This window comes from Mucilaginibacter robiniae (assembly GCF_012849215.1).
In the GTDB taxonomy this organism is placed as follows: Bacteria; Bacteroidota; Bacteroidia; order Sphingobacteriales; family Sphingobacteriaceae; genus Mucilaginibacter; species Mucilaginibacter robiniae.
Map to the genome: position 1 here is coordinate 4,745,529 of NZ_CP051682.1, position 24,570 is coordinate 4,770,098.

Annotated in this window: 18 protein-coding genes and 1 other RNA gene; 12 read left to right on the top strand and 7 right to left on the bottom strand. The window is 39.1% G+C overall.

The genetic code is table 11. The features are described 5' to 3' along the window. The first annotated feature begins 72 nt into the window (after window positions 1-72). From HH214_RS20825 to msrB, 3 genes are all read left to right on the top strand, one after another. Window positions 73-3,276, top strand: coding sequence for a DPP IV N-terminal domain-containing protein (locus tag HH214_RS20825; RefSeq protein ID WP_169610887.1), 3,204 nt, complete (start codon window positions 73-75; stop codon window positions 3,274-3,276). A gap of 100 nt (window positions 3,277-3,376) precedes the next feature. Continuing rightward, a complete protein-coding gene (locus tag HH214_RS20830) occupies window positions 3,377-3,997 on the top strand; it encodes a fasciclin domain-containing protein (protein WP_169610888.1) in 621 nt (206 codons plus the stop codon). Between the two features lie 47 nt (window positions 3,998-4,044). Beyond that, window positions 4,045-4,521, top strand: a complete 477-nt coding sequence (gene msrB / locus HH214_RS20835) for a peptide-methionine (R)-S-oxide reductase MsrB (protein ID WP_169610889.1) — start codon at window positions 4,045-4,047, stop codon at window positions 4,519-4,521. Here the strand turns inward: msrB and HH214_RS20840 are convergent. Beyond that, the gene (locus tag HH214_RS20840) at window positions 4,511-4,867 is read right to left on the bottom strand and encodes a GIY-YIG nuclease family protein (protein ID WP_169610890.1); all 357 of its coding nucleotides are present in this window, start codon (window positions 4,865-4,867) and stop codon (window positions 4,511-4,513) included. The genes msrB and HH214_RS20840 overlap by 11 nt on opposite strands. Window positions 4,868-4,951: 84 nt before the next feature. On the opposite strand from HH214_RS20840, the gene HH214_RS20845 reads away from it, so the two are divergent. The 4 genes from HH214_RS20845 to bioD all read left to right on the top strand — a co-directional run bounded on the left by HH214_RS20845 (window position 4,952) and on the right by bioD (window position 7,961). After that, window positions 4,952-5,728 carry an XRE family transcriptional regulator gene (locus tag HH214_RS20845; protein WP_169610891.1) on the top strand — a complete coding sequence of 259 codons (777 nt, stop codon included), beginning with the start codon at window positions 4,952-4,954 and terminating at the stop codon, window positions 5,726-5,728. Window positions 5,729-5,788: 60 nt separating this feature from the next. Next, window positions 5,789-6,172: a hypothetical protein gene (locus HH214_RS20850; RefSeq protein WP_169610892.1), complete on the top strand. Its 384-nt coding sequence runs from the start codon at window positions 5,789-5,791 to the stop codon at window positions 6,170-6,172. Window positions 6,173-6,238: 66 nt separating this feature from the next. Further along, a complete protein-coding gene (locus HH214_RS20855) occupies window positions 6,239-7,348 on the top strand; it encodes an aminotransferase class I/II-fold pyridoxal phosphate-dependent enzyme (protein WP_248282166.1) in 1,110 nt (369 codons plus the stop codon). Further along, entirely contained in the window at window positions 7,341-7,961 is a 621-nt protein-coding gene (gene bioD, locus HH214_RS20860) for a dethiobiotin synthase (RefSeq protein WP_169610893.1), read from the top strand. Before HH214_RS20855 ends, bioD begins: the two co-directional genes overlap by 8 nt. An 88-nt stretch (window positions 7,962-8,049) precedes the next feature. Here bioD and HH214_RS20865 read toward each other — a convergent pair whose 3' ends face one another. The 3 genes from HH214_RS20865 to argS all read right to left on the bottom strand — a co-directional run bounded on the left by HH214_RS20865 (window position 8,050) and on the right by argS (window position 14,604). Further along, window positions 8,050-9,543: a RagB/SusD family nutrient uptake outer membrane protein gene (locus tag HH214_RS20865; RefSeq protein ID WP_169610894.1), complete on the bottom strand. Its 1,494-nt coding sequence runs from the start codon at window positions 9,541-9,543 to the stop codon at window positions 8,050-8,052. Between the two features lie 31 nt (window positions 9,544-9,574). Then, entirely contained in the window at window positions 9,575-12,562 is a 2,988-nt protein-coding gene (locus HH214_RS20870; RefSeq protein WP_169610895.1) for a SusC/RagA family TonB-linked outer membrane protein, read from the bottom strand. Between the two features lie 275 nt (window positions 12,563-12,837). Further along, a complete protein-coding gene (argS, locus tag HH214_RS20875) occupies window positions 12,838-14,604 on the bottom strand; it encodes an arginine--tRNA ligase (RefSeq protein ID WP_169610896.1) in 1,767 nt (588 codons plus the stop codon). An 87-nt stretch (window positions 14,605-14,691) separates the two neighbouring features. Here argS and HH214_RS20880 point away from each other — a divergent pair, with 87 nt between their 5' ends. Continuing rightward, window positions 14,692-16,149 carry an arginine deiminase family protein gene (locus tag HH214_RS20880; RefSeq protein WP_169610897.1) on the top strand — a complete coding sequence of 486 codons (1,458 nt, stop codon included), beginning with the start codon at window positions 14,692-14,694 and terminating at the stop codon, window positions 16,147-16,149. 68 nt (window positions 16,150-16,217) lie between these two features. Continuing rightward, window positions 16,218-17,141, top strand: a complete 924-nt coding sequence (gene ctlX / locus HH214_RS20885; protein ID WP_211166272.1) for a citrulline utilization hydrolase CtlX — start codon at window positions 16,218-16,220, stop codon at window positions 17,139-17,141. Between the two features lie 162 nt (window positions 17,142-17,303). Here the strand turns inward: ctlX and HH214_RS20890 are convergent, their stop codons facing one another. Continuing rightward, window positions 17,304-17,960, bottom strand: coding sequence for a hypothetical protein (locus HH214_RS20890; RefSeq protein WP_169610898.1), 657 nt, complete (start codon window positions 17,958-17,960; stop codon window positions 17,304-17,306). 204 nt (window positions 17,961-18,164) lie between these two features. Between HH214_RS20890 and rnpB the strand changes: the two genes are divergently transcribed. From rnpB to HH214_RS20905, 3 genes are all read left to right on the top strand, one after another. Further along, window positions 18,165-18,546, top strand: an RNA gene (gene rnpB / locus HH214_RS20895) — RNase P RNA component class A. A gap of 120 nt (window positions 18,547-18,666) precedes the next feature. Further along, window positions 18,667-20,058, top strand: a complete 1,392-nt coding sequence (locus tag HH214_RS20900) for a sigma-54-dependent transcriptional regulator (protein WP_169610899.1) — start codon at window positions 18,667-18,669, stop codon at window positions 20,056-20,058. 344 nt (window positions 20,059-20,402) lie between these two features. Further along, window positions 20,403-21,683, top strand: coding sequence for a DNA polymerase Y family protein (locus HH214_RS20905; protein ID WP_169610900.1), 1,281 nt, complete (start codon window positions 20,403-20,405; stop codon window positions 21,681-21,683). Between the two features lie 728 nt (window positions 21,684-22,411). Here HH214_RS20905 and HH214_RS20910 read toward each other — a convergent pair. Continuing rightward, complete coding sequence (locus tag HH214_RS20910) at window positions 22,412-23,278, bottom strand: hypothetical protein (RefSeq protein WP_169610901.1); 867 nt, start codon at window positions 23,276-23,278, stop codon at window positions 22,412-22,414. Window positions 23,279-23,484: 206 nt separating this feature from the next. Next, on the bottom strand, window positions 23,485-24,486 hold the full coding sequence (locus tag HH214_RS20915; RefSeq protein ID WP_169610902.1) for an IS110 family RNA-guided transposase: 1,002 nt from the start codon (window positions 24,484-24,486) through the stop codon (window positions 23,485-23,487). Window positions 24,487-24,570: the final 84 nt, after the last annotated feature.

Consider the following 24,570-nt stretch of genomic DNA (forward strand, 5'->3'; position numbering starts at 1 on the left):
GGTGGCTGATTTGTTAATACCTCCTATAGCCAATTTTTAGTTAATTTTGGTGATTGTTAATCAACTTACTTTATGAAACACATTTACTTTACGATAAGTAAAGCCAAAATTATTTTCATCTTAATACTGTTCACGTTAATGGCTAGCTTGTTTAGCAATACAGCTAGGGCGCAGTATTTTGGTGAGAATAAGGTACGATACAAAAACCTGAAGTTTAAGGTTTATAAAACCCCGCATTTCGAAATATACTACTACCTCAAAAATGATAGCTTGCTGAAGCGCTTTGCACAAGAAAGCGAATTGTGGTACACGTTGCACCAGCAGGTATTCAGAGATACTTTCAGACGAGCTAATCCCATTATACTATATGCAGACCATCCCGACTTTCAACAAACTACCGCGATTGAAGGTGAAATTGGCGTGGGTACAGGTGGTGTAACTGAAGGTTTAAAAAACCGTGTAGTTATGCCCATTATGGAAACAAACCAAACTACACGTCACGTTATAGGTCATGAGTTGGTACACGCGTTTCAATATCATTTGTTGCTGCGCAATGATACCACTAATATTGGCAATATCAACAATATGCCTTTGTGGATGATTGAAGGTATGGCCGAATACCTTTCTTTAGGTAAAAAGGATGCTTACACAGCTATGTGGATGCGTGATGCTTATTTAAACCATGATATACCAAGCGTTAAGGATTTAACCGAAAGTACCAAATATTTCCCTTACCGTTATGGTGAGGCTTTTTGGTCTTACCTGGGTTCAACTTATGGTGACACTATCATTGTCCCCTTCTTTAAAAATACAGCCCGCTATGGCTTAGCTTATGGCATACGCCGTACGTTTGGATATGATGATAAAACTTTATCCAACCTCTGGAAAAATTCCATTACTACCATGTATCAACCTTACCTGAAAGATACAGCGCAGGTACCCGTTGGTAAGCGTATTATTGATAATAAAAACTCCGGTGAAATGAATATAGCACCGGCAATTAGCCCAGATGGTAAGTATTTAGCCTTCCTGTCCGAAAAAGATCTGTTCTCGGTAGATTTGTTTCTGGCTGATGCACAAACCGGCCATATCATAAAAAAGCTAACCAGCAAAACATCTAATACGCATATTGACGAGTTTAACTTTATTGAATCTGCTGGAGCTTGGTCGCCTGATGGTAAAAAGTTTGCTTTCAGTATTTTCAGCAAAGGGCGCAACCGTTTGTTAGTTGTAGAAGTGCCAAGTGGACGCGTACTGGATAATATCTCTATGGGTAAAGCTGAACAGTTCAGTAATCTAACCTGGTCTCCTAACGGTTATGAAATTGCTTTTCAAGGTTTAGCTAACGGTTATGGTGATTTATACTTGTATAACTTCAACACTAAAAAGGTAAAGCAACTAACTAACGATAAATACTCAGATTACCAGCCCAGCTTTTCAAGAGACGGTAAAAAAATAGTTTTTAGTAGTGATCGTACCACTTACGATGCTGCACTAACACAAACCATCACTTTCAACCTGGCTGAACTAGATTTAGCAACAGGTAAAGTAACTGATATTAAAGTTTTTGATGGAGCGAACAACCTCAATCCGCAGTACTCGGCAGATAACTCGCAAATCTATTTCCTATCCAACCGTGATGGTTTCCGTAACATGTATCGCTACACCATAGCTACCGGTAACGTTGAACAAATGACGGACTTATTTACCGGGATTTGCGGTATTACAGAATATTCACCGGCACTAAGTATTTCCAATCACGACGATATAGTTTACTCTTACTACCGCTCACAGAAGTATGCTATATACAATGCTAAAGCATCAGCCTTTACGCCAAAGGCTGTTAGTGGTAGTGAAACCCACTACGAAGCGGCTATGCTGCCGCCGCCTAAAGCTGTTGGGGTAGATTTAATTAACGCTAACCTAAATAACTATCTGGCTTATCCGAGAATACCGGCCGATTCTATCCATAACATTCCATACCGACCACAATTTAAACTCGATTATCTAGCTAGTAGCGGAGTTGGTGTTGGCGTTAGTGCTTACGGCACAGGTTTAGCCAGCGGTGTACAAGGTGTATTCAGCGACATTTTAGGTCGGAACCAGATTTATGCAGGTGCTGCCGTAAATGGCGAAATCTACGATTTTGGCGGACAGCTGTTATACATCAATCAAAGAGGACGTTGGAATTTTGGTGCAGGCCTGTCACATATTCCTTATCAATACGGGAACTTTGGTTCACGTACTACCACAATAACCAACAACGGTACGCAAACGCCGGTAGTAGAACAATATACCGATATTATCCGCACTTTCGAAAATTCAGGCCGAGTATTAGCTTCTTATCCGTTTTCCAAAGCTACCCGCATCGAGTTTGGTGCAAGTGCTGCCTACTACTCCTACCGCGTACAGCGTTATAGCGATTATTACAACTACACCCGCAGGAACGACAGTACCTTTATTGGGAACTATGTAGGTTCTGATCGTCATACAGTATCGCGCAGTGATTATTTAGATCAAACCGGTTTAAATTTAAGACCTTTTACAATTTATTCTATCAGTACTGCTTTAATTGGCGATAACTCCTACTTCGGTATTGCTTCACCTCTAAGTGGTTTCCGATACCGTTTAGGTGCTGAGTATAATATAGGTTCTTTTAAATTTTTCAGCCCAACCATTGATTTACGTAAATACGTTCGATTGAGCCCGGTAACTTTTGCTGGCCGGTTATATAGTGTAGGACGCTTCGGTAATACTGAGAACGTTTTGTACCCATATTACTTAGGCTACCCGTTCCTGATTAGAGGTTACGAATACACCAGCTTTTATAACAGCAACAAAGTAGCTAGTAACAACTTTACTATCGATCAGCTTTCAGGTAACCGTATAGCTGTAGCTAACTTTGAGGTTCGTTTGCCTTTCACTGGTCCAGAAAAGCTATCTCAAATTAAGTCTAAGTTCTTTTTTTCTGAACTATCCTTCTTTTTTGATGCAGGTTTAGCATGGAACCAAGGCGATAAAATTGAATTCAAAAGTAACCCAACGCTCTTAAGAAGTGACTTGGTAGTTGATAGCAGTAATCAACCCGTTTTGGACGCCAATGGTCAGAAACAATATCAATCAGTTTATTCCAGAGTTCCGATTACCAGTGCTGGTGTATCTTTGCGTGTTAATCTGTTTGGCTATCTGGTACTTGAGCCTTATCTGGCCGTGCCTTTCAACCGTACTGATGTAAGCAAACCTGTATTTGGGTTGAACTTTGCACCTGGGTGGTAAGCTTTTTTAATTTTTTTAAGTATAAGCGGCTCTTTTAGGCCGCTTTTTTAGTTTAATAAAACAGCTTCAACGCTTTATAGTTTATGTGGTAACTATTATCATGAAAAACCTTTTAATATTATGTTTGGGACTATTAGGCCCATTGGCTGTAATTGCTCAAACCACTCCTCCTCGCGGAACATCATATCAGGATTCTGTTCGTATACAACAAAGCCGCTACCCGGTAAAAAATATTAGTAATTTGTACATGAATCCTGTAATGGATATTGTTGAAAATCTCACACAAAGCACAAAACACCCAATATTCTTAAACGCACTCAGAGCAGCTAACTTAACTGCTACCTTTAAAAGCAGAGGTCCTATCACCTTGTTTTTACCTAGCGATTCTGCATTCATCAGTCGGCTTGGACAATCACATTTAGATACGCTTTTGAAACCTGAACATAAATTGGAACTAAGCAACTTTATCACCTACCATGCTGTTGCCGGGCGTTTAGATGCGAAAAGTATTGGCAAACAAATTAAAGCAGGTAATGGAGAAGCTACCTTATTAACCTTATCGGGCAGCAAAATTATTGCTCGTATTGATGGAAACCGGAATATTGTACTAACTGATGAAACAGGAGGACAAAGTGTTATTGAAAAGTTTAATGTGCAGCAAAGTAATGGATTGATACACCTCATTAATCCTGATATTATGGCTAAAAACAGGATTTTATAGTGACAAACTACAAAATCTAAAGCTAAATTTTAGCCGTACGTTTTGGTATGAGAAAGATAAATGCAGTTTTAATAGCAACTAGCCTGTTGGCTTTGTTTGCCTGCCAGAATATAAGCGGACAAAGCGCACAGCCTAAAGGCCCTAAAGGTAAACCCGTTGCCGAATGGAAAAAACAGCTGACACCTGATGAGTACTACATTATGGTAGAAAAAGGTACTGAACCGCCATTTCATAATGCCTACTACAATAATCATCAAAAAGGCGTATATGTAAGTGCTGCAACTGGCGAAGTGCTATTTAGCTCAGATAGTAAATTTGATAGTGGTACAGGTTGGCCAAGCTTTACCAAACCTGTTGATAAAAGCAAAGTTTTGCTGGTACGCGATGCAGATGGTGAGCGTACCGAAGTAGTTGAAAAAAGCACTGGTCTGCACTTAGGCCATGTATTTGACGATGGCCCGGCAGACCAGGGCGGCAAAAGATATTGTATGAATTCAGGAGCCCTGAAATTTATTAAAAAGTAAGTCGGTTTGCAGCTGCATTCATAGCAGGTCGCATATAAGGGCGCTTGCGCACACTTTGTTCAATATTCAAATTAGTGGTCAGATCTAGCCAATTAGGATTTACAGATCTGATCATTTTTTCTTTCTGAGAGCGGGTAAAAGCACTTACAAACTTAAACCTTTCCATTGCATCTTCTTCTGAGTTAATTTCCTCAAAATATACTAAACGACTTAGCTGTTGCGCTTGGTCAAAAAATAAAGTTGGCATTTCGCGGTAAAAATTAATGGTTTTTACCATGTCTGAACATAAGCCTACATGTAAGTTACTACGATTTCTGTCAGTAATAATATAAACGAACTGTTTCATTTGACAATATATTTTGCTAATTAAAATTTTGTTACTAATTTTATGAGCATAAATTTACTAACAATTTTAGTAAAATCAAATTTTATGTCAATTATTTCATCAAATATTAAATTTCTACGGAAGAAAAAAGGGCTTACTCAGCAGCAATTTGCTGATGCTATAGGTATAAAACGTTCATTAGTAGGTGCATATGAGGAAGATCGTGCAGATCCTAAATATGATTTACTAAAAATAATAGCATCTTACTTTGAGGTAACTATTGATGACTTCATTAATGAAACCATTAATGAAAAATGGGCGCCTAAGCCTAAAGGTAATCCAGCCAACCTGCGTGTATTAAGTATTTCAGTTGATAGAGAAAACAACGAAAATATAGAAATGGTACCGGTTAAAGCCAGTGCCGGTTACCTGAACGGCTATGCTGATCCGGAATATGTAGCAGCGCTGCCTAAGTTTTATCTGCCCATGTTTAAACAAGGTACATATCGTGCCTTTGAAATCAAAGGCGATTCCATGTTACCCTTACCATCAGGCACCGTTGTGATTGGTGAATATGTAGAAAACTGGGCCGATGTTAAGGTGGGTGAAACTTATGTTGTTGTTTCTAAATCGGAAGGTGTAGTATATAAACGTGCCGGTAACCGTTTTCGTGAAAATAAAAAGTTGAAGTTGGTGTCTGATAATCCTATTTACGAACCTTACGAAATAAGTAGTGATGATGTTGTTGAAATTTGGAAAGCGAAAGCCTATTTATCTACCCAGATGCCAATACCGCCAGCCGAACCCACCATGGAAAATTTAACCAGCATGATGACGTCTATGCAAAAATCAATTGCTAAATTACAGCAAAGCAACAATTAAGTTACACGGATGCTATTAAACCATTAGCGTATATCTTTATCAAAAACTAAAAAATAAACGATGAAAAAGATTTTATTGATGTGCTGCTTTGTGCTAGGTATCAGCGCAGTAAGTTTCGCTCAAGGCGGTGGTCGGCAACGTCCAACTCCCGACGCTCAGGCTAAACAATTACAAACAGATTTAAAGTTAACTGACGATCAGTATGCTAAAGTATTATCGGTTTTTCAAGCTCAATCCAAATCAATGGATAGCTTAATGACTGCTTCTAATGGCGACCGTCAAACCATGATGCAATCTATGCGTCCTTTGCGTCAGTCTTACAACACCAAAATCCAGGCTATCTTGACTGATGAGCAAAAAGCTACTTACCAAAAAATGATGCAAGAAAGAATCGAGAGAATGCGTCAGAATGGTGGCGGCGGTGCTCCTCCTTCACAAGAATAATTCTATTAAAAATTTCTTTAGAAAGCGGCTATATGCCGCTTTTTTATTTTATATAACTTTGTACTATTGAACATACACGACTACATTGAACAAAAGCTAGCTGACCGACAAGCAGCCGGTACTTACCGCCAACTTAGGCCGGAAAGCTTACTCATTGATTTTTGCTCAAATGACTACTTGGGATTTGCCCGATCCGCTCGTTTATATAACCTGGTTGCTGAAGAAATTGCAAGCAGTAAATTGTTCAGTTCCGGCTCAACCGGCTCTCGCCTGCTGGCTGGTAATACCAGCTATGCTGAAGAATTAGAGCAAGAAATAGCTAACTATCATGAAGCTGAAGCCGGGTTGTTGTTTAATTCTGGCTATGATGCCAATGTAGGTTTACTATCCAGCCTGCCACAACGTGGTGACACCGTAATACATGATGAACTGATTCATGCTTCTATAATCGATGGCATTCGCTTGAGCTATGCAAGTCGTTATAATTTCAAGCATAATGATTTGAACAGCTTAGAAGAGAAGCTAAAACAAGCCAAAGGCAATATATATGTAGTTGTAGAGAGTATATATTCAATGGATGGTGATGCGGCACCTTTAACAGCCATATCAAAAATTTGCAAGCAGTACAACGCTGCACTAATTGTTGATGAAGCTCATGCCACCGGAGTACTCGGTAAAGGGTTAGTTAACCAATTAAACTTAGAAGCTAATGTTCTTGCTCGTGTAATTACTTTTGGTAAAGCATTGGGTTGCCATGGTGCTATTGTATTAGGCAACCAAAGTTTGCGGAACTACTTGGTTAATTTCGCACGATCTTTTATTTATACCACTGCTGCTCCTCTGCATCAGTTAGCTACCATTAAAATGGCGTACCGATTACTACAAGAAGATCAAGACAGCCTAAAGAAGCTTTACAAGAACATAAATCTATACACAAGTCAATTACCTAATTTTGCAACAAGCACAAGTGCAATACAAACTTTTATATTAGGCTCAAACGAAAAAGCTAAAGCAACGGCTTCTATGCTACAGCAACAAGGTATGGATGTAAGACCCATACTAAGTCCGACAGTTGCTGTGGGTACAGAGAGATTACGCATTTGTTTACATGCTTATAATATGACCGATGAAATTATGAAGCTGACTAATTCATTAAACAATATTAACAATGTCTAATAACTCACCGCTGTTTGTTACTGGTATTGGTACCGATGTAGGTAAAACAGTAGTTTCGGCTATATTAGTCGAAAAACTTAAAGCTGATTACTGGAAACCCGTTCAGTCTGGCGATCTGGAAAATAGTGATACTATGAAAGTACGCAACCTAGTTTCTAATCCAATTTCAAAGTTTCATCCCGAAACATACCGACTTACGCAGCCTTTATCACCCCATCAATCGGCAGCTATTGATGGCATCAAGATAGAACTTAATCACTTTAAACTTCCAGAAACTAATAATCAGCTGATTATTGAAGGTGCAGGAGGATTAATGGTTCCCCTAAATGATGAAACTTTCATTATCGATCTGATTCAGCACTTAAAAGCTGAAGTTGTGCTGGTTGTTAGGAACTACTTGGGGAGTATTAACCATACTTTGTTATCACTAGAATTGTTAAAGCAAAAAAAAATCAAAGTCAAAGCTTTGATTTTTAATGGCGAGGAAAACGAGTCTAGTGAAATATTAATTAAAGGGCATTTGTCATTAAATACAAAAGCAATAAATACCCCATTATTAGACAAGCTGGAAGCTCATACTTTATCCTTTTTGTTGCAAAACGTTAACTTGTAGCAACTTAATTCTATTGTGATTGGTTTTGTATATTAAAAAGAAAAGCTGTTCTTTTAAGAACAGCTTTTCTTTTTGTTTTAGATGTAAATTACCAACCTGGATTCTGTTTTAGATTAGTGTTTATAATTAAATCATTTGTTGGCAAACCCCAAGTAAACTTATTATCGTCAGCAGGAATTGCTAATACATCGTAACTAGTACCTCGCTGAATAATGCTAGTGTTCTGAGGATCGTGTCTCGTAAATCCTTCATGATAACGTTTTAAGTCAAACAAACGGAAGCCTTCAAACGCTAGTTCGCGGAATCTTTCATCTTTGATGTCTTGAATTAAAGTAGTACCACTTGATGATACAGTTGCAACTCCGCGAGCAGTTTTCAAAGCATTCAATGCTGTAAGTGCATTACCAGCATTGCCTGATTTAGCTGCAGCTTCAGCAGCTATCAGGTATAACTCTGCAACACGAAATAGCTTTGGTGCTTGATAATAGTTAGTGTAAGTACCTGTAAACAGTGATATATTACCTGGATATTTGTTTACCAAATATATACCTTTAACTGTCTGGCCTGAAATCACCACGGTTTTTGGGTCAAAATAAACAGGCTTACGAATATCGGTACTTGAATAAAAATCAACTACCCACTTTGAAGGGATAAAATCCGGAGCAAAGGTGTTGCTGCCGTTAGTAAGAAGTCCTAGGTAAATGTTGTTAACATTCGGAACCTCAGTTGTATTATTCGCATTAAGTTGTACAATATCCTCTTGTTTGGCATCTGTACCCCAATATGCTTGGAAGTTTGCTGCAGTATTGTACAACGGATAAGTTGTACGAGTAATTACAGTGTTAGCAGCAGTATAGGCGCCAGCCCAATCTTGCATATACAATCTTGTTCTAGCTTCTAACGCTAATGCTGCATCAATTGTAAAGGTTCTCGAACCTTGTGCCCCTGCCGTATTAGCTAAAAACGTTTTAGCATTGTTAATATCCGAGATGATTTGATCATACACCTGTTTAACAGTTGCACGGGAAGGCATAGCATCGATATCGTACTTAGTTAAAACCGGTACACCTAAGTCTGTTGAAGCAGTCGCAGATTCATAAGGCTTTGCAAATCTTATAACTAAATTCAAATAGTAATATGCTCGAGCTAGATAAGCATCGCCTCTGTACTTGTTTAGGGTAGCAGCATCAGTTGAACTTGTAGTAGCAATATTATCAAAGCCGGCTAAAGCAACATTAACATCTGTAATTGCATAGTAATAGCCACCCCAAGCGGTCGTAATCGCACCATCATCAGCCAAGAATGAATCACCCCACCGGTGAGGAGAACCGTTTCGATTACCATAATCCAAACTGGCATTTAATTGATCGGCTTGTACATCCTGACTAATCATGTATGATCCATACACGCGACCTCTCAATATACCATAAAGTCCGGCATCCCATGATTGAGCGTCTTTAAGTGTTTGAAAGGACTCAGTTACTTTAATTTGATTGTATGGTGTTAGGTCAAGCTTTTTGCAAGACGGAAATACTGCTATAGCAATAGCTCCCGCAACCAAACCTCTTATTATATTTTTCATCTTTAATACTTTAGAAGTCTATCTTTTCTCTTTAGAATTTAATGTCTAAACCAACAGTATACTGTTTAGTGTTAGGGTTTGTACCTAAGGCTAAGTTGGAATCAACTTCTGGATCTGGACCTTTGTACTTAGTAACAGTAAATAAGTTACGTCCGGTCAAGAACACGTTTAAACCTTTAATAGCTTTAGTACGTTTAAGTACAGCTGAAGGAACAGCGTAACCTAAGGTTAATACTTTCATTCGCATAAAGCTGGCGTTTTCAATCAGACGTGAATCAAACTGAGTAAATTGTACACCGTATTTAGGGAAAGTAGTTACATCACCTGGGTTTTTCCAGTAATCAGTAACTGTTTTGTACTGATTATAACCTGGAAATTGGCTTGGATTTTCATAGAAATAACGGTCATTGTTGATCAGGTATTTACCCAGTGCATAGCTAAATTGTGCTGATAAGCTGAAGCCCATGTAGCCGGCATCTAAACCAAAACCACCAGTTGCTTTAGGGTTACGACGAATACCAGTGTTTTGTTGTAATGCAGCAGTGCTAAAGGTTGAGGTTACAGCACTTGCATCTTTGCGGGTTACACCTGGGTTAGTAGCATTTGGCAAATACCATTCAGGTAGGCCTGTCTGAGAATTAACACCTTTGAACACAGGGTATACAAAAGATACTGGCTGACCAACTACCCAAGCTACCCCAGTGCCTGATTGTACCCAGTAGTCTTTACCTTGGAAAATTGAAAGAACCTTATCTTTATTTGTAGTAATATTCACGAATGGTCTTATATAAGCCCGTTTTGAATCATTCCTCCAAACATCAGCATTAATATCAATATCAAAACCTGTGTTTTTGTATTTACCCACGTTATTATAAACACTTGTAAAACCAACTACATACTGATAAGGTACAGCCAACAACATATTTGTTGTTATCTTATTGTAGTATGCTACGTCTAATCTGATTCTGTCTAAAATAGTAGCGTTAAAGCCCACAGTAGTATTTTGTTGTCTTTCCCAAGTTAAATTAGGGTTACCTGGTGCGGTAAGGCCATAACCAGTAGTTGCATTATAGGTATTAGTACCCGCTAACTGATAACTTAGATAGTTTTGGTCTGCAGATGTACCAAAATCTGAGTTACCAGTACTACCTGTGCTAGCCCTTAATGATAAATCATTTAACCAGCTAACATCTTTTAGGAAGTTTTCTTGTTTAATTTTATACATACCACCTACAGAGTAGAAAACCGCAGAACGATTGTTTGCTCCGAAGCGAGAAGATTTATCTTGACGGATTGAACCATCAATAAAGTAACGACTATTAAAATCGTAGCTTAAACGACCGAAGAATGAATGATAAGAATACTCCGTTTTACCTGAAGTCACTGCAATAGAATTTGGACCATTCTGTAGCAATAATACACGATCGTCGGTGATACCTGAAGAACCACCCTGGAAAGTTCTTGTTTGACTGTCCACAGATTCTTGACCGGCCAACAATGTAAAGTGATGGACAGTTTTCAAGTTAAACTTGTACTCTGCGGTATTGGTTACAGTACGGGTATAATATCTTGTAAAGTATTCTGTTAAATTGCCGTTATTTATAGAACCTAGATAAGATGGTAAAAGAGCATAAGTTTCTCTTCTATCATAGGCATCCAAACCTGCTTGACTTTTCAAAGTCAATCCTTTAATTGGATTTAACTGAATATATCCAGTTGGATCTAATTGAATATTGTTGATATCATCAGGGTTTTTTGACAGACGATAACGGGGATTGTAGATGTTAGGGCCAGGTATGTAGGTATAATCGTTACCATTTGCATCTTTAGTGGCATAATAAGGAGCATATAAGAGGCCTAGACCACGTCCTAAGCTATTACTACCAAAAGGGTTAGTTTGGCGATAATCATTACCCATTGAAAGATTTAAACCAAACTGCAACCAATCATTAACAACAGAGTTTACATTTGAACGTAAAGTATATCGCTCATATTTGGAGCGCCACGCTAAACCTTCTTGTTTAAAATAACCAGCAGAAGCATAGTAAGTGGTCTTACCACCACCACCTGAAACGGTAGCTGTTGATTGGAAAGTAGGTTGGTTGTCACGATAGAAAACTTTGTACCACTTAGTATCAGTATTAGCACCATAAGTAGTACGAATAGCATCAGCCGCTGCTTGTGTTCTCTGCCCAACTTGCACTTGATAGCTTAATAGCTGATCAGCGTTCATCAGGCGATTAAAAAAGTCAAGATTTGCAAACTTGCTGATACCATATTGTGTAGTTACATCAATAGTGGCAGGACGATTAGTACTTCCTTTTTTAGTGGTTATATACAATACGCCGTTAGCTGCTCGTGAACCATAAATTGATGTGGAAGATGCATCACGTAAAGCTGAAATGCTTTCTATATCGTTAGGATTCAAACTTAAAAAAGCATTTTGGTCAACTTGAATTCCATCTAACACATACAAAGGTGATGTGCTTGCGCTTAATGAGCCACTACCATTGATTCTAACTGAAGATAACTGTGAAGGCTCACCTGATGAGGTAAAGATTTGCAAACCAGCAACCCGACCCTGTAATGCATCAAGGGCATTTGCTACAGGCTTATTCTGGATCTCTTTTGATGTAGCTGTAGCAACCTGACCTACTACGTTAGAGGCACGCTGACCTGAACCGTAACCAACAACTACTACATCATTCAACTGCTGATTGTCAGCTGCTAATTTAATATCCACTCTGCCTGATGTAGGAATAGCAACATCTTGAGTTACGAACCCGACAAAAGATACAGTAAGCGTTCGTGCATCGGCCGGAGCATTGTTAATGGTGAATGTTCCGTCAACACCTGTTGTAATACCTGTGGTACTACCTTTAACGCGAACAGATACTCCAGGTAAGGGTTGACCGTCGTCACTCCCGATTACTCTTCCTGTAATTTTTCTACTTTGAGCCATTGCATAGTTCATGGCAAAAACACTCAAAGCAAGAAGAACAAGTAAAATTTTCTTCATTTGTTAATGTTTATGAGTTAATTAAATAGTTTGTGAGCGAAAAGTATGAATTATTTTTATTTTAACATACTCTTTTTTGAAAAAACAATATTTAATGAAGTACATTTTGAAAAATGTAACTTTTGAGAAATCACATAATGTACTTGGATGCCTTACTTAACACAATCTTCAATAATATATTTTCTAAATACCAATTGTTTATAAAAGTGAAAGGGCTGCTATTTATCGCAGCCCTTTTACTTTTCGAAAATTACCTTAAATAAGGATCCTAGAGTTTACATACGTTCAGGTACTTCAATGCCCAAAAGATTCATACTTCGCGCAATAATTTTAACAGATGATGCTGACAGTTGCAGTCTAAAATTCTTAGTGGATATTTTTTCTGCCTGCAAAATTGAGTTTTCGTGATAAAACTTATTGTAAGCTTTAGCCAATTCATAAACATAGTTCGCTATCGCTGCTGGGTTAAAATCTTTTGCGGCTAAACTTAAAGCATCATTAAATTGAGTTAAATTAATAATCAGATCTCGTTCGAAGCTGTTTAATTGTTCAATATCAGAAGTTTTGTTGTACTCACCTTCTGCCCTACTTAGTACTGATTTGATACGTGCATGTGTATATTGTATAAACGGTCCGGTGTGTCCTTGAAAATCTACCGACTCATTAGGATCAAACAACAAACGCTTTTTAGGATCAACCTTCAACAAAAAATACTTTAGCGCTCCCATACCTATAATATGGTATAACTTGTTCTTTTCATCTTCGGAGAAGTCCTGAACTTTACCTAAGGCTTCAGTTTGCACTTGAGCGGTCTGCTCCATTTCTGCAATCAAATCATCAGCATCAACTACAGTACCTTCCCGCGATTTCATTTTGCCTGAAGGTAAGTCCACCATACCGTATGATAAGTGGTATAAACCTTTAGCCCAGCTTTTACCTAACTTTTGCAAAATCAGGAAGAGCACTTTAAAATGATAATCTTGCTCGTTGCCTACCACATAAATAGATTCATCCATGTGATAGTCGTTATACTTCAATTGGGCCGTTCCTAAGTCTTGCGTAATATAAACTGATGTTCCGTCGGCGCGAAGCACCAGTTTTTGATCTAATCCATCAGCAGTTAAATCAATCCAAACAGATCCATCCTCTTTTTTAAAGAATACACCTTTTTCCAGCCCTTCTTCAATAATATCTTTGCCTAACAAATAGGTATTTGATTCATAATAGCTTTTATCAAAATTGACCCCCAATTTGTTGTAGGTTTCATCAAATCCCTTATACACCCAACCATTCATGGTTTTCCATAAATCAATCACTTCCGGGTTACCAGCTTCCCATTGCTGAAGCATTTGTTGTGCTTCTATAATTAACGGTGCTGTTTTTTTAGCTTCATCTTCGGGAGTTCCCGTAGCTTTTAGTTCATCAATCTGCTTTTTGTATTCTTTATCAAAAATAACATAGTATTTACCAACCAGTTTATCGCCCTTCAAGCCAGATGACTCAGGCGTTTCACCGTTGCCAAACTTTTGCCAAGCCAGCATAGATTTACAAATATGAATCCCCCGGTCGTTAACCAAGTTGGTCTTGATTACTTCATAACCTGCTGCTTCCAGTATAGTGGCAACCGAGTAGCCTAATAAATTATTACGCACATGGCCTAAGTGCAAAGGTTTATTGGTATTGGGTGATGAATATTCCACCATTACCTTTTTGCCATTATGGGGTAATCTACCAAAATCAGGACTGAGTACTACCTGATTATATAAGGTAAGCCAGTAACTATCAGATAAGGATAAATTCAGGAAGCCCTTAATTACGTTAAAGCCGGCTATTTCGGCTACGTGGCTTTGCAGGTAAGCACCAATTTCGTTTCCGGTTTGCTCCGGCGATTTGCGGGATACTTTTGTAAAAGGGAAAGTAACTATGGTTACTTGTCCTTCAAACTCTTTGCGGGTTTGCTGCAGGTTAACTTCCTGAGCAGTTAGTGTAGTTTGATATAAATCTGCAACAGCTTTTAATGTAGCTTCAATAATAAAATCCATCCTACAAAATTAATAAAATGCCTCAACCTGCCCTCACTAATTATTTTCATTAATTCTGATAACTTTGATCATTGCTACCCATAATATATGATGCTATCTGATGAATCAACCTTCCAAGTCAATGTAACTTCTGAAATTGGAACTTTACGAGCTTTGCTAATTCATAGTCCCGACAGTGGTTTAGGTAAAGTAGTGCCCTCTAAAGCTCAAGATTGGCTTTTTGAAGATATTGTTCACCTAGACACTATGCGCCGGGATGAATACGATTATTACATAAAGCTGCTGCTTTATTTTTTAGATCCTGATAAAATTAAAGGCAAACTTCAACAGGTTGATAGCACTTCGGCCGACCGCAGCTTTTTCAAGCCCGAACATCCGAATTTTCATGCCTCTACTAAGGTAATTGAAATACAAACATTGCTGGCAGATATTTTAGCAGATGATGATATACGTAAAAAACTGACAGCTTCGGTTTGTGCTATTGAAAGCTGCAGCTATAGCTTGCAGCAGAAGCTGATTGATACTCCACCAGTAGAGCTGGCAAAAATTTTTATATCAGGTTCACTGTACAAAGATCAAATGATTTTTGCACCTATCCCTAACCTGATATTTTCACGAGATATCGGCATTACCATCAATAACTATATATTACTAAATAAGCCTGCTAAAAAAGCCCGTGCACGGGAAACATTGCTGGCCCGTTACATTTTATTTAATCATCCGCTATTTGCAGCTTATCACGACAATATTTTAGAAATACCTGATAACATTCATCATTTTTTGCGCCCTGGTGAAGATCATGAAGATAAAACCACGTTAGAAGGTGGTGATGTGATGATGGTTAGCCCCAATCATGTAATTATCGGCTGTAGTGAACGTACATCAATCAGTGGTGCTAATGAAGCGATAAAATTGTTATTTGAACACCAGGCAGTTAAAAAAGTAACTATTGTAAAAATTCCGCACAAGCGCGACTACATGCACATTGATACAGTATTTACGCAAGTAAAGCAGAACGTCTGGGTGCTATTAGGATCATTAGCCATTACCGAAGCACCCGTACCTGCATTAGAACCGATGAACTGGTTTTCTGATAAGAAAACCAAAGAAAAAGACAAGCTTGAAATTATACAGTTTACCCATGGTGAAAGTAAGCCTCGTTTCTTTAACAGCCTGGAGGAATTACTTTCGGACGTTAGCGTAAATGATTTACACAGTACCGAACCTGTTCAGTTTATCTACTCAGGTAATAATACTTTTCCATTTGATGCGCGTGAACAATGGACGGATTCCTGCAACTTATTAGCTTTGAAAGATGGTGTAGTATTAGGCTACGATCGCAATGATAAAACAGTGGAAGCTTTCAGGCAAAAAGGGTTTACTATAATTAAGGTAGCTGACTTATTGGAAAAGTTTGAAAATGACGAATTGAAGCCGCAAGAATTGCAGGATACATTAATACTGATGCCTTCCGCAGAATTATCACGTGCCAGAGGTGGGTTTCATTGTATGAGCTTACCTCTGTTACGTGATGCTGTAGTATAAACCCGTACATTCGGTTACTGTGTAAAATTTTTAAAACCAATTCACATAGCTTTTACTTTGTAATCATTATGAGCCAATCTACATCTACCCTACTAATGATACGCCCGGCCAGCTTTGGTTTTAATGAACAAACTGCTGCCAGCAATGCTTTCCAAAACAAAGATGCTGAACAACAGCATGTACAGCACAAAGCTTTGCAAGAGTTTGATGCGTTTGTACAACTATTGCGCGATAACCAAGTTGATGTTATTGTAATAAATGATACAGAAGAACCAGCGAAGCCTGATGCTGTTTTCCCGAACAATTGGGTAACTTTTCACGAAAACGGTGATGTACTACTCTACCCTATACAGGCCGAAAACCGGCGCTGGGAACGACGTGAAGATTTGATACGTAAACTGGAAGATCAGTATCACATTAATCATACTATTGATCTGAGCCGATTTGAACTACAAAACAAATTTTTAGAAGGTACCGGCAGTATGGTGCTCGATCGTGAAAACAAAATCGCGTATGCCTGCCTTTCTCCCCGTACCCATACTGAGGTTCTGGATACTTTTTGCCAGCACCTAAAATATACGGCTGTTACTTTCAATGCAACTGATGCGAAACAGCAACCTATTTACCATACTAATGTAATGATGTGTGTAGGAAGCAGCTACGTAGTGATTTGCTTGGAAAGTGTTACGGATTCGAGTGAAAAAGAGAACCTGGTAAACTCTTTCCAAAACACCGACAAACAAATAATTGAAATCTCCCTGGCGCAAATGAGCCAGTTTGCCGGTAATATGCTGGAAGTGCAGAATCAATTTGGTGAAAATATATTAGTCATGTCCAATACTGCATTAGAGGCACTTACGCCAGAGCAAAAGCAAGCTTTAGAACAACATGTAAAAATATTATCTACTAACCTAGAAACTATCGAAAGCAATGGCGGTGGCAGTGCACGATGCATGATGGCTGAAGTTTTTCTGCCAAAAACAGAGCAGTAATTCAAAGTGGCGCTTATTGTAATAAGCGCCATTCTACTTAAACAACTTGCTCATGCAGCTAAGCGTGATCTTATTCTGAATTTTGGACGAAAGCTTACGAATACCTTGTGGATGGGCCTCCTTCATTTCTCCAACCATACAATTACAAAATTTGTCTTGAACTTAAATATCCAGCTTTTGCACCGCGGATGTATGTTTTAAACGCTCTTTAATATTGTTTTCCATTGCAGGTGTCCATGATCGGTCCATTTGAATAGGCCCAACCATTTTAGCGCATTCACTATAATCCTGATTCATAATCAACCGTAAACTGTCTTTCGGAATGCTGGATAATCCTTCAGGCAACTGGTCTTTCAGTTTTCGTACTATACACCCGGCAAACTCATGTTTTTTCTGCAATGTGGTATACCTGGAACCAGCTACCAGATGTATTTGATCATAAACTCGCTGTTCATAAGTAGGTGACCACGGCTGCTCTACTACCAACCTTGAAGTATCTGGATCTAGTAAAGGTGTTTGTGCCTGATAGGCATTTTGCCGATTGCAGCGGTCCAGTAGCAAAATTACTCTAATCATGACGACTCCGATTCCAATACCCATTTTCCAGGAAATACCACTAGAGCTGCTACGATAATTATGTTCATTAACTAAGCGGGTTACATCATCAGGTGATATCCCTCGTTCAAACAATATCTTTTTAATTGTTTCAATAACATGTGGTTCGTAAGATGCACGATCATCCAGCAGCATCTCATTCAATTGCTCGGTAGTTTTTTGCGATAAGTTTTTGTAAACTGTAGAATGTTCGGATACAGACATATATGTAATAAGGTAATATTAAGCAACGTTAGGCTACTTTTTACTGTGTAGTATAGTGTGCCATTTAATAGCACAAAATAATATAATATCTTTAAATCAATAGTTTACATTTTCACAAACTACTCACCTCTGCTTAAAAGCTAGGTATTAAGCCCATGACTTACAGGTATTCTGATCGAGTAAGTACAAAACCATTATCTTTGCCAAGCAAAACGTTCTATCGTTCTTTGGAAACAAAGGGAGGAAAGTCCGGGCAACACAGAGCATCCTGCTTCCTAACGGGAAGGCGCCTTGCAGCGGGCGACAGCCAGTGCCACAGAAAATATACCGCCCGGCTTTGCCGGGTAAGGGTGAAAATGTGAGGTAAGAGCTCACAGCGAGTGCAGGTAACTGCATTCGCGGTAAACCTCAGGAGTTGAAAAACCAAATAGGTCCTGAACGTGAAGCTGCTCGCTTCCGTATGCTGCCTTGGTGGCATCGTCAGGATGGGTAGGTTGATAGAGCCGGTTAGTGATAGCCGGTCGAGATTAATGATAGAAGCCGCCGAAAGGCGGTACAGAACCCGGCTTACAGCTTTGCTGCTGTATTTCAACCCTTTCTGAGCAATCAGGAAGGGTTTATTTTTATGCCGTTGATTATAAGTGTTGCTTTTTCTATACAAATACCTATATTAGCCCCACAAAAACTACCTCTTGAATAACTAAGAATGGCCAAAATTTTAATCATTGATGACGAGCGTGCTATCCGTAGTACGTTGCGTGAAATTTTAGAGTACGAAGATTATACTGTAGAAGACGTTGATAATGGTATTGACGGTCTGCAGCTGATCAAAAAGAACGATTATGACTTGGTGCTGTGCGATATCAAAATGAATCGTATGGACGGTATGGAAGTATTAAGCGAAGGTTTAGCCATACAGCCCGACCTGCCTTTCATCATGATATCCGGTCATGGTACCGTAGAAACTGCGGTAGAAGCCAGCAAAAAAGGTGCTTTCGATTTTATTGCCAAACCACCGGATTTGAACCGTTTATTGATTACCGTTCGTAATGCGCTGGACCGTGGTAGCTTAGTTACTGAAGCTAAAGTATTAAAGCGCAAAGTATCTAAAGTACGCCCTATACTGGGTAACTCGCAAGCCATTGTTAAAATTAAGGAAACCATTGACCGGGTAGCGCCTACAGAGGCCCGCGTATTGGTAACCGGTGCTAACGGTAGCGGTAAAGAATTAGTGGCCCGTTGGCTGCATGAAAAATCACACCGGGCTAATGCACCCTTAATTGAGGTAAACTGTGCAGCTATCCCATCGGAGTTGATTGAGAGTGAGCTGTTCGGCCATGAGAAAGGCTCCTTTACATCGGCTGTGAAGCAGCGTATTGGTAAGTTTGAATCGGCTAATGGCGGTACTTTGTTTTTGGATGAGATTGGCGATATGAGCCATTCGGCACAAGCTAAAGTATTACGGGCTTTACAGGAAAGCCGCATTACCCGCGTTGGTGGCGAAAAAGAGATTGAGGTAGATGTACGTGTAGTAGCTGCAACCAACAAAGACTTACTAAAAGAAATTGAAGATGGCAATTTCCGGATGGACTTGTATCACCGCTTAAGCGTAATTTTGATACACGTACCACCACTGAGCGAGCGCCGTGATGATATTCCGCTATTGACACAAAGCTTTTTGGAAGAAATCTGCAATGAGTACGGTATGCCAACTAAACGCATCAGTGATGCCGCTTTGGATGCGCTAAAATCTTTGCCGTGGACGGGTAACATCCGTGAGCTGCGCAACATGATTGAGCGTTTAATCATCCTGAGTGATAAAATTATTACCGATACGGATGTAAAAGCATTTGCCAATCCATCGGCGCCGGTAGCTATACCAACGGCAACCACCACGGCCGTTGCCGCAGCTCCGCAAACTGATTTTGAACAGTTCAAGAACTTTCAGGAGTATAAAGATTATGCCGAGCGCGAGTACATTAAATTCAAGTTGGAAAAGAACAACTGGAATGTATCAAAAACAGCTGATGACATTGATATACAACGAAGCCATTTATATAGCAAGATTGAAAAATTCGGATTAAAAAGGGGTGAGTAATCACTCCTTTTTTTTGAACAGAGGTTTTCTTTTCCTGTTTACCCCTCCCCATCATTGTTGATTTCTGTTCTACTTCGCGAGTGTTACAGGTGTTACATGTTTCAGTGTGTAACACCTGTAACACCCTGAAACACTGACAAACCATTGGCAGTGGTGGCACTGTTTTGTCAGTAGCTGCTCGTCAAAAACAACGTTTTTAAAGTAAATAACGCACAATTTTCTATTCAGTTAGTAGATTGAGCTTGATAGTAAGCAATTGCGATTGAACCTAATTGCTGTAAAAACTTATCAACAAAAATAGCTTAGGCATTGTTAATGCTAAAAATATTAGCAATTTTTGAGTTATGAATCAGAATTCAATTCAACCGAAAACTGAGCCTCGCGTGTTGTTTGTAGATATGGACAGCTTTTTTGCCCGTTGCGAACAGCAGGTAAATTACTGGCTACGTAACCGGCCGGTGGGGGTTTGTGTATATACGGGTCAGTTTGGCTGTGTCATCTCTTTATCGAAAGAAGCCAAGCAACGCGGACTTAAAGCGGGTATGCGCCTGAATGAAGCCATGCGGCTTTGCCCGGATTTGATTCCCATAGAAAGCAACCCCGCCCGTTACCGTGAATTTCACAAAAAAATTATTCACGTACTCAAAAACTATTGCCAGGATGTAGTGCCCAAAAGTATCGACGAGGCCATCATCAATTTAACCAATTACGAACACGTGTACCATAACCCGGTAGAAGTTGCCGGGAAAATTAAGCAGGATATTCTGGCGCAGGTAGGTGATTGGCTGACCTGCTCGGTAGGTATTGCCCCTAACGCGTTCCTGGCCAAGCTGGCTTCCGACTTGGGTAAGAATACCGGAGGCTTACTGATGATTACGCCGGCTAACATTGACCAGATTTTACAACCGCTCAAATTAGGTGATTTGCCAGGTATTGGCTCCAACATGGCCTATCGGCTGGAACGCTCTGGTGTTCGCACCCCCTTGGAAATGCGCTATGCCACGCCGCAACACTTAAAAGCTATTTTCAAAAGCATTGAGGGCATCTACTGGCACTATCGACTCAATTTTATTGAAACCAACATTGTATCGCATGATTACCGGGGTATGCAGGCCCAGCGGCAAATTGACAGCCACAAGCGCCAGAGCATGGCCTATATTGATCAACTGTTCATGACCTTGTGCCTTACACTGGAAAAGCGCATGGTACGGCACAAATTTTATTGCAAGGCTATTGGTTTTACGGCCAGATACGAGGACGATACCCGTTGGGATGATGCCTTTACCGTAACCACTCCGGTGCAGGATGCCGTAAGCCTCATGCGCATGATTCGGCTGCGTATGGAAAAGTTTGAACAGCTTACCCGCTCTGCTCCCATCCTGAACACGCAAATTAGCAGTATGCGTGTGGCCGTCACTAACTTTGTGGATAACGGCGATATGCTATACAACCTATTTGAAGACTTAGACCGTCGCCAAACAGCGCTCAAAACCATGCACGAAATTAAAGACAAGTTCGGTGCCGACAAGCTGGTGCGCGCCATGGAAATGAACGATACCCAAGTCGTGAAAGATGTAATCGGCTTTGGCTCGGTTAAGGATTTGAGTGAGTTGGATTATATGTGAGAGAAAAATATCTTGGATTTAAGCTTAAGACGCTGAATAATTTAAATGTCCTTGCAGACCAATACAGACATGCAAGATTACCAATTTATATATTGTTATTTTCACACAATTGAATGGTACGTTTATACGCGTTGTATGTAAATACAATAAAAGTTATTTCAACACATTGGTATATAAAAGGCATTTGCATTAATTATGCTGGATTATTATTATTTCTCCTTGCCAAAATAAAATAATAGTTGGTTACATTCCTGAGAGTTAAAAAAAGAACATGCATAGCAAATAGCAGATTGATACTATTAAGAATGTTTATGTTAACCAAATTGCTGACATGTTTATATATTATTGGAAGTAGAAGGTTTACAATCACTATAAACACTTCCATAATCACTGAATACACGTATGTAATTAACAACAAGTCGAACAAGGATATTGGCCTTGTACCTCGTATGTAAGTTGTAATTATTGTCTTTATTTCTTCGACGTTTGGTGTACTTGAAGTTACTAGTAATGTTATAACAGCAATTGAAAAGCCAATCAAAACACCAACAAGGCTAATTAAAGAATTGCAATTAACAACAGCATCTGTTTGTATTTCTTTGTTACCAAAATTTAACCCAAATGTGAGTCCACAAAGCAGTGTTGGTAAAATCCAATCTAGTATAAAATCTTTTCTTTTGATTATTTTGAAATAATCAAATATCAACAGTATAAATTCGATATTCATACTAAACAGCTAATGCAATAGCCTCCATTTGTTCAAAGATGGAGTCAGACATAACCTCACCTGTTTGCTGATGCAATTCAACATCTACAAACTCGGCTTTTGCAATTATTTCGGAATCTAGCATAACATTGTTGTTATTATCATTTTTCCCTCTAACCCTCACTTTTGAAATAGCAGAAGCTCCACTATTTAACTTGTTGAAGATGTCTGTCAAAGCATTTGATATGGAAAAGTTTCGTTCGGCTGAAATAATTATTTTAATATTGTGTTTAACTGAATCAATGCGGTCGGAATAGTCTAAAGCAGCTGAACCCAAAATTCTTTTATCAACAATTATTTCACCTTCAATTACTCTATTCAGATCTCCCATTTCCTGTAAAAAATTTTCCTTAACTATAATTTCGTATTCAAAGCTATATGTTCTATTATCACCTGCATGTGCATGGTACTGAGTAGCATAATTATTTAAATAGTTAACAATTTGCTGAATCTTTAACGTTGTATTTCCACTTTCTAGATATAGATAGACGCCTGCAGGAGTATATTTTATAATACAATGGGTCATCACACGTTCCCCTTCGCTTATGAGCTTAGGATTATCCCTTTCTGTTCCGGCGTTTCTATCCATTAATGGTGCGCGTGTTCTATGATTTGCTGATTTAAAGATTATCTTATGTAAACCTCTATTCTCATCAGAGAAGTCTAACCTACAAAATTTTGTATCTGCATAATCATACTGCCGAGCGACCTCTGAAAGCCCTATAACATATTCTATTACCTCTCTGACATTTTGGGCTGGTTCAGAATTTCCACCAGCTCTTACGTAGTTCTTTTTTATTAAAGTGTAGAAAAGTACTTTTTTGCTCATAATAAAGATTTTGGTTTTTTATAAATATAGTCATCACAGCGATAATTCACAATTATGCCCACGTGAAAATATTTTTTTAATGCCAAGTAGATATAAAACAATCTACAGTTTGAGTGTACTTATTAAAATATCTTAATTGTGTCGCTTAACATTATTATACTAAACATGCTCCCGCAAGCGTCATACTGTGTAAATAAACAAGTCCCTCAGGCACATTTTTCTAAATAATCCTGTCCTGTTTTCCACAGGGAATAAGTGAGTAGTAGTAGTTTTCGCTGTACGGCTATTACGCCTTGTTTTTTAGCCTTTTGCCGTTCATTGAGTTGTGCATAAAACAGTTTCATGGCAGGGTTGGTCCGGCAGGCGCTCAGGGCTGGCATGTACAGTGCTTTTCTCAGATGCGCGTTCCCTTTCTTGGTGATGCACCCTTTGGTCATTTTCTCTCCTGACTGGTTTATCTGCACGTCAAGCCCTGAATAACCGACCAATTGTTTTTGATTGAGGATGATATTAAAGCCATCTGTTTCTGCCAGAATGGTTGCCACAGATAAGAAGGAAAGCCCTTTTACTTTGGTTATTTTATTGATTCTGGCAGCGACCGGCTGGCTTTGTTTGACTAATGCTTTCCTATCCGTTTGTGCATCCCTGATCTGCCTGGTCAGATAAAGAATGTGCTCTTTGAGCCGGGCAATGGTTTTTTCCGCTTTGACAAAAGCAGTCTGGTAAGCATGCAGCTGGTTTTTAAGTTTACTTCGCTGCAATACCAATGCCTCGCGTTCCCTAGTCAATACTTTTAATGTGGCAAATAAGCTTTCAGGTGGCTGCCAGGGGCTTAGCTTTCTTTCCAGCCCCATCTGGCAAAGCAATTTCGCATCTATTACATCCGACTTTGCGCGGATATTAATGCTTTTACTGAACGATTTAGCTTTGTTGGGCAGCAGAATAACCACGCAAAACTGCTGAGCTGCAAGGGCGTAAGCCAGTTGCTGATGATAAACCCCGGTGGCCTCCATTACAAAGCAAACCGGTATGCGCAGGTCAGTTTTGCTTACCATGTCTTTAATGAACTTGTTTATCCCTTTTTTGTCATTAGCATACACCTGTTCATAAACGTTTTTCGTTTCAAGCTGCTCATCAATTACACCTAGGCATACCTTGAAATCACTTTTTGAAACATCAATACCAATAGATTGCTTTAAGATTTTCATAAGTTTGTGTTGAGATAAAAGTTGTTGGAAAATCTTTATTCCCTGTGACGTAATTATACGGGATGCCCTGTGGGCTCCCTAAAT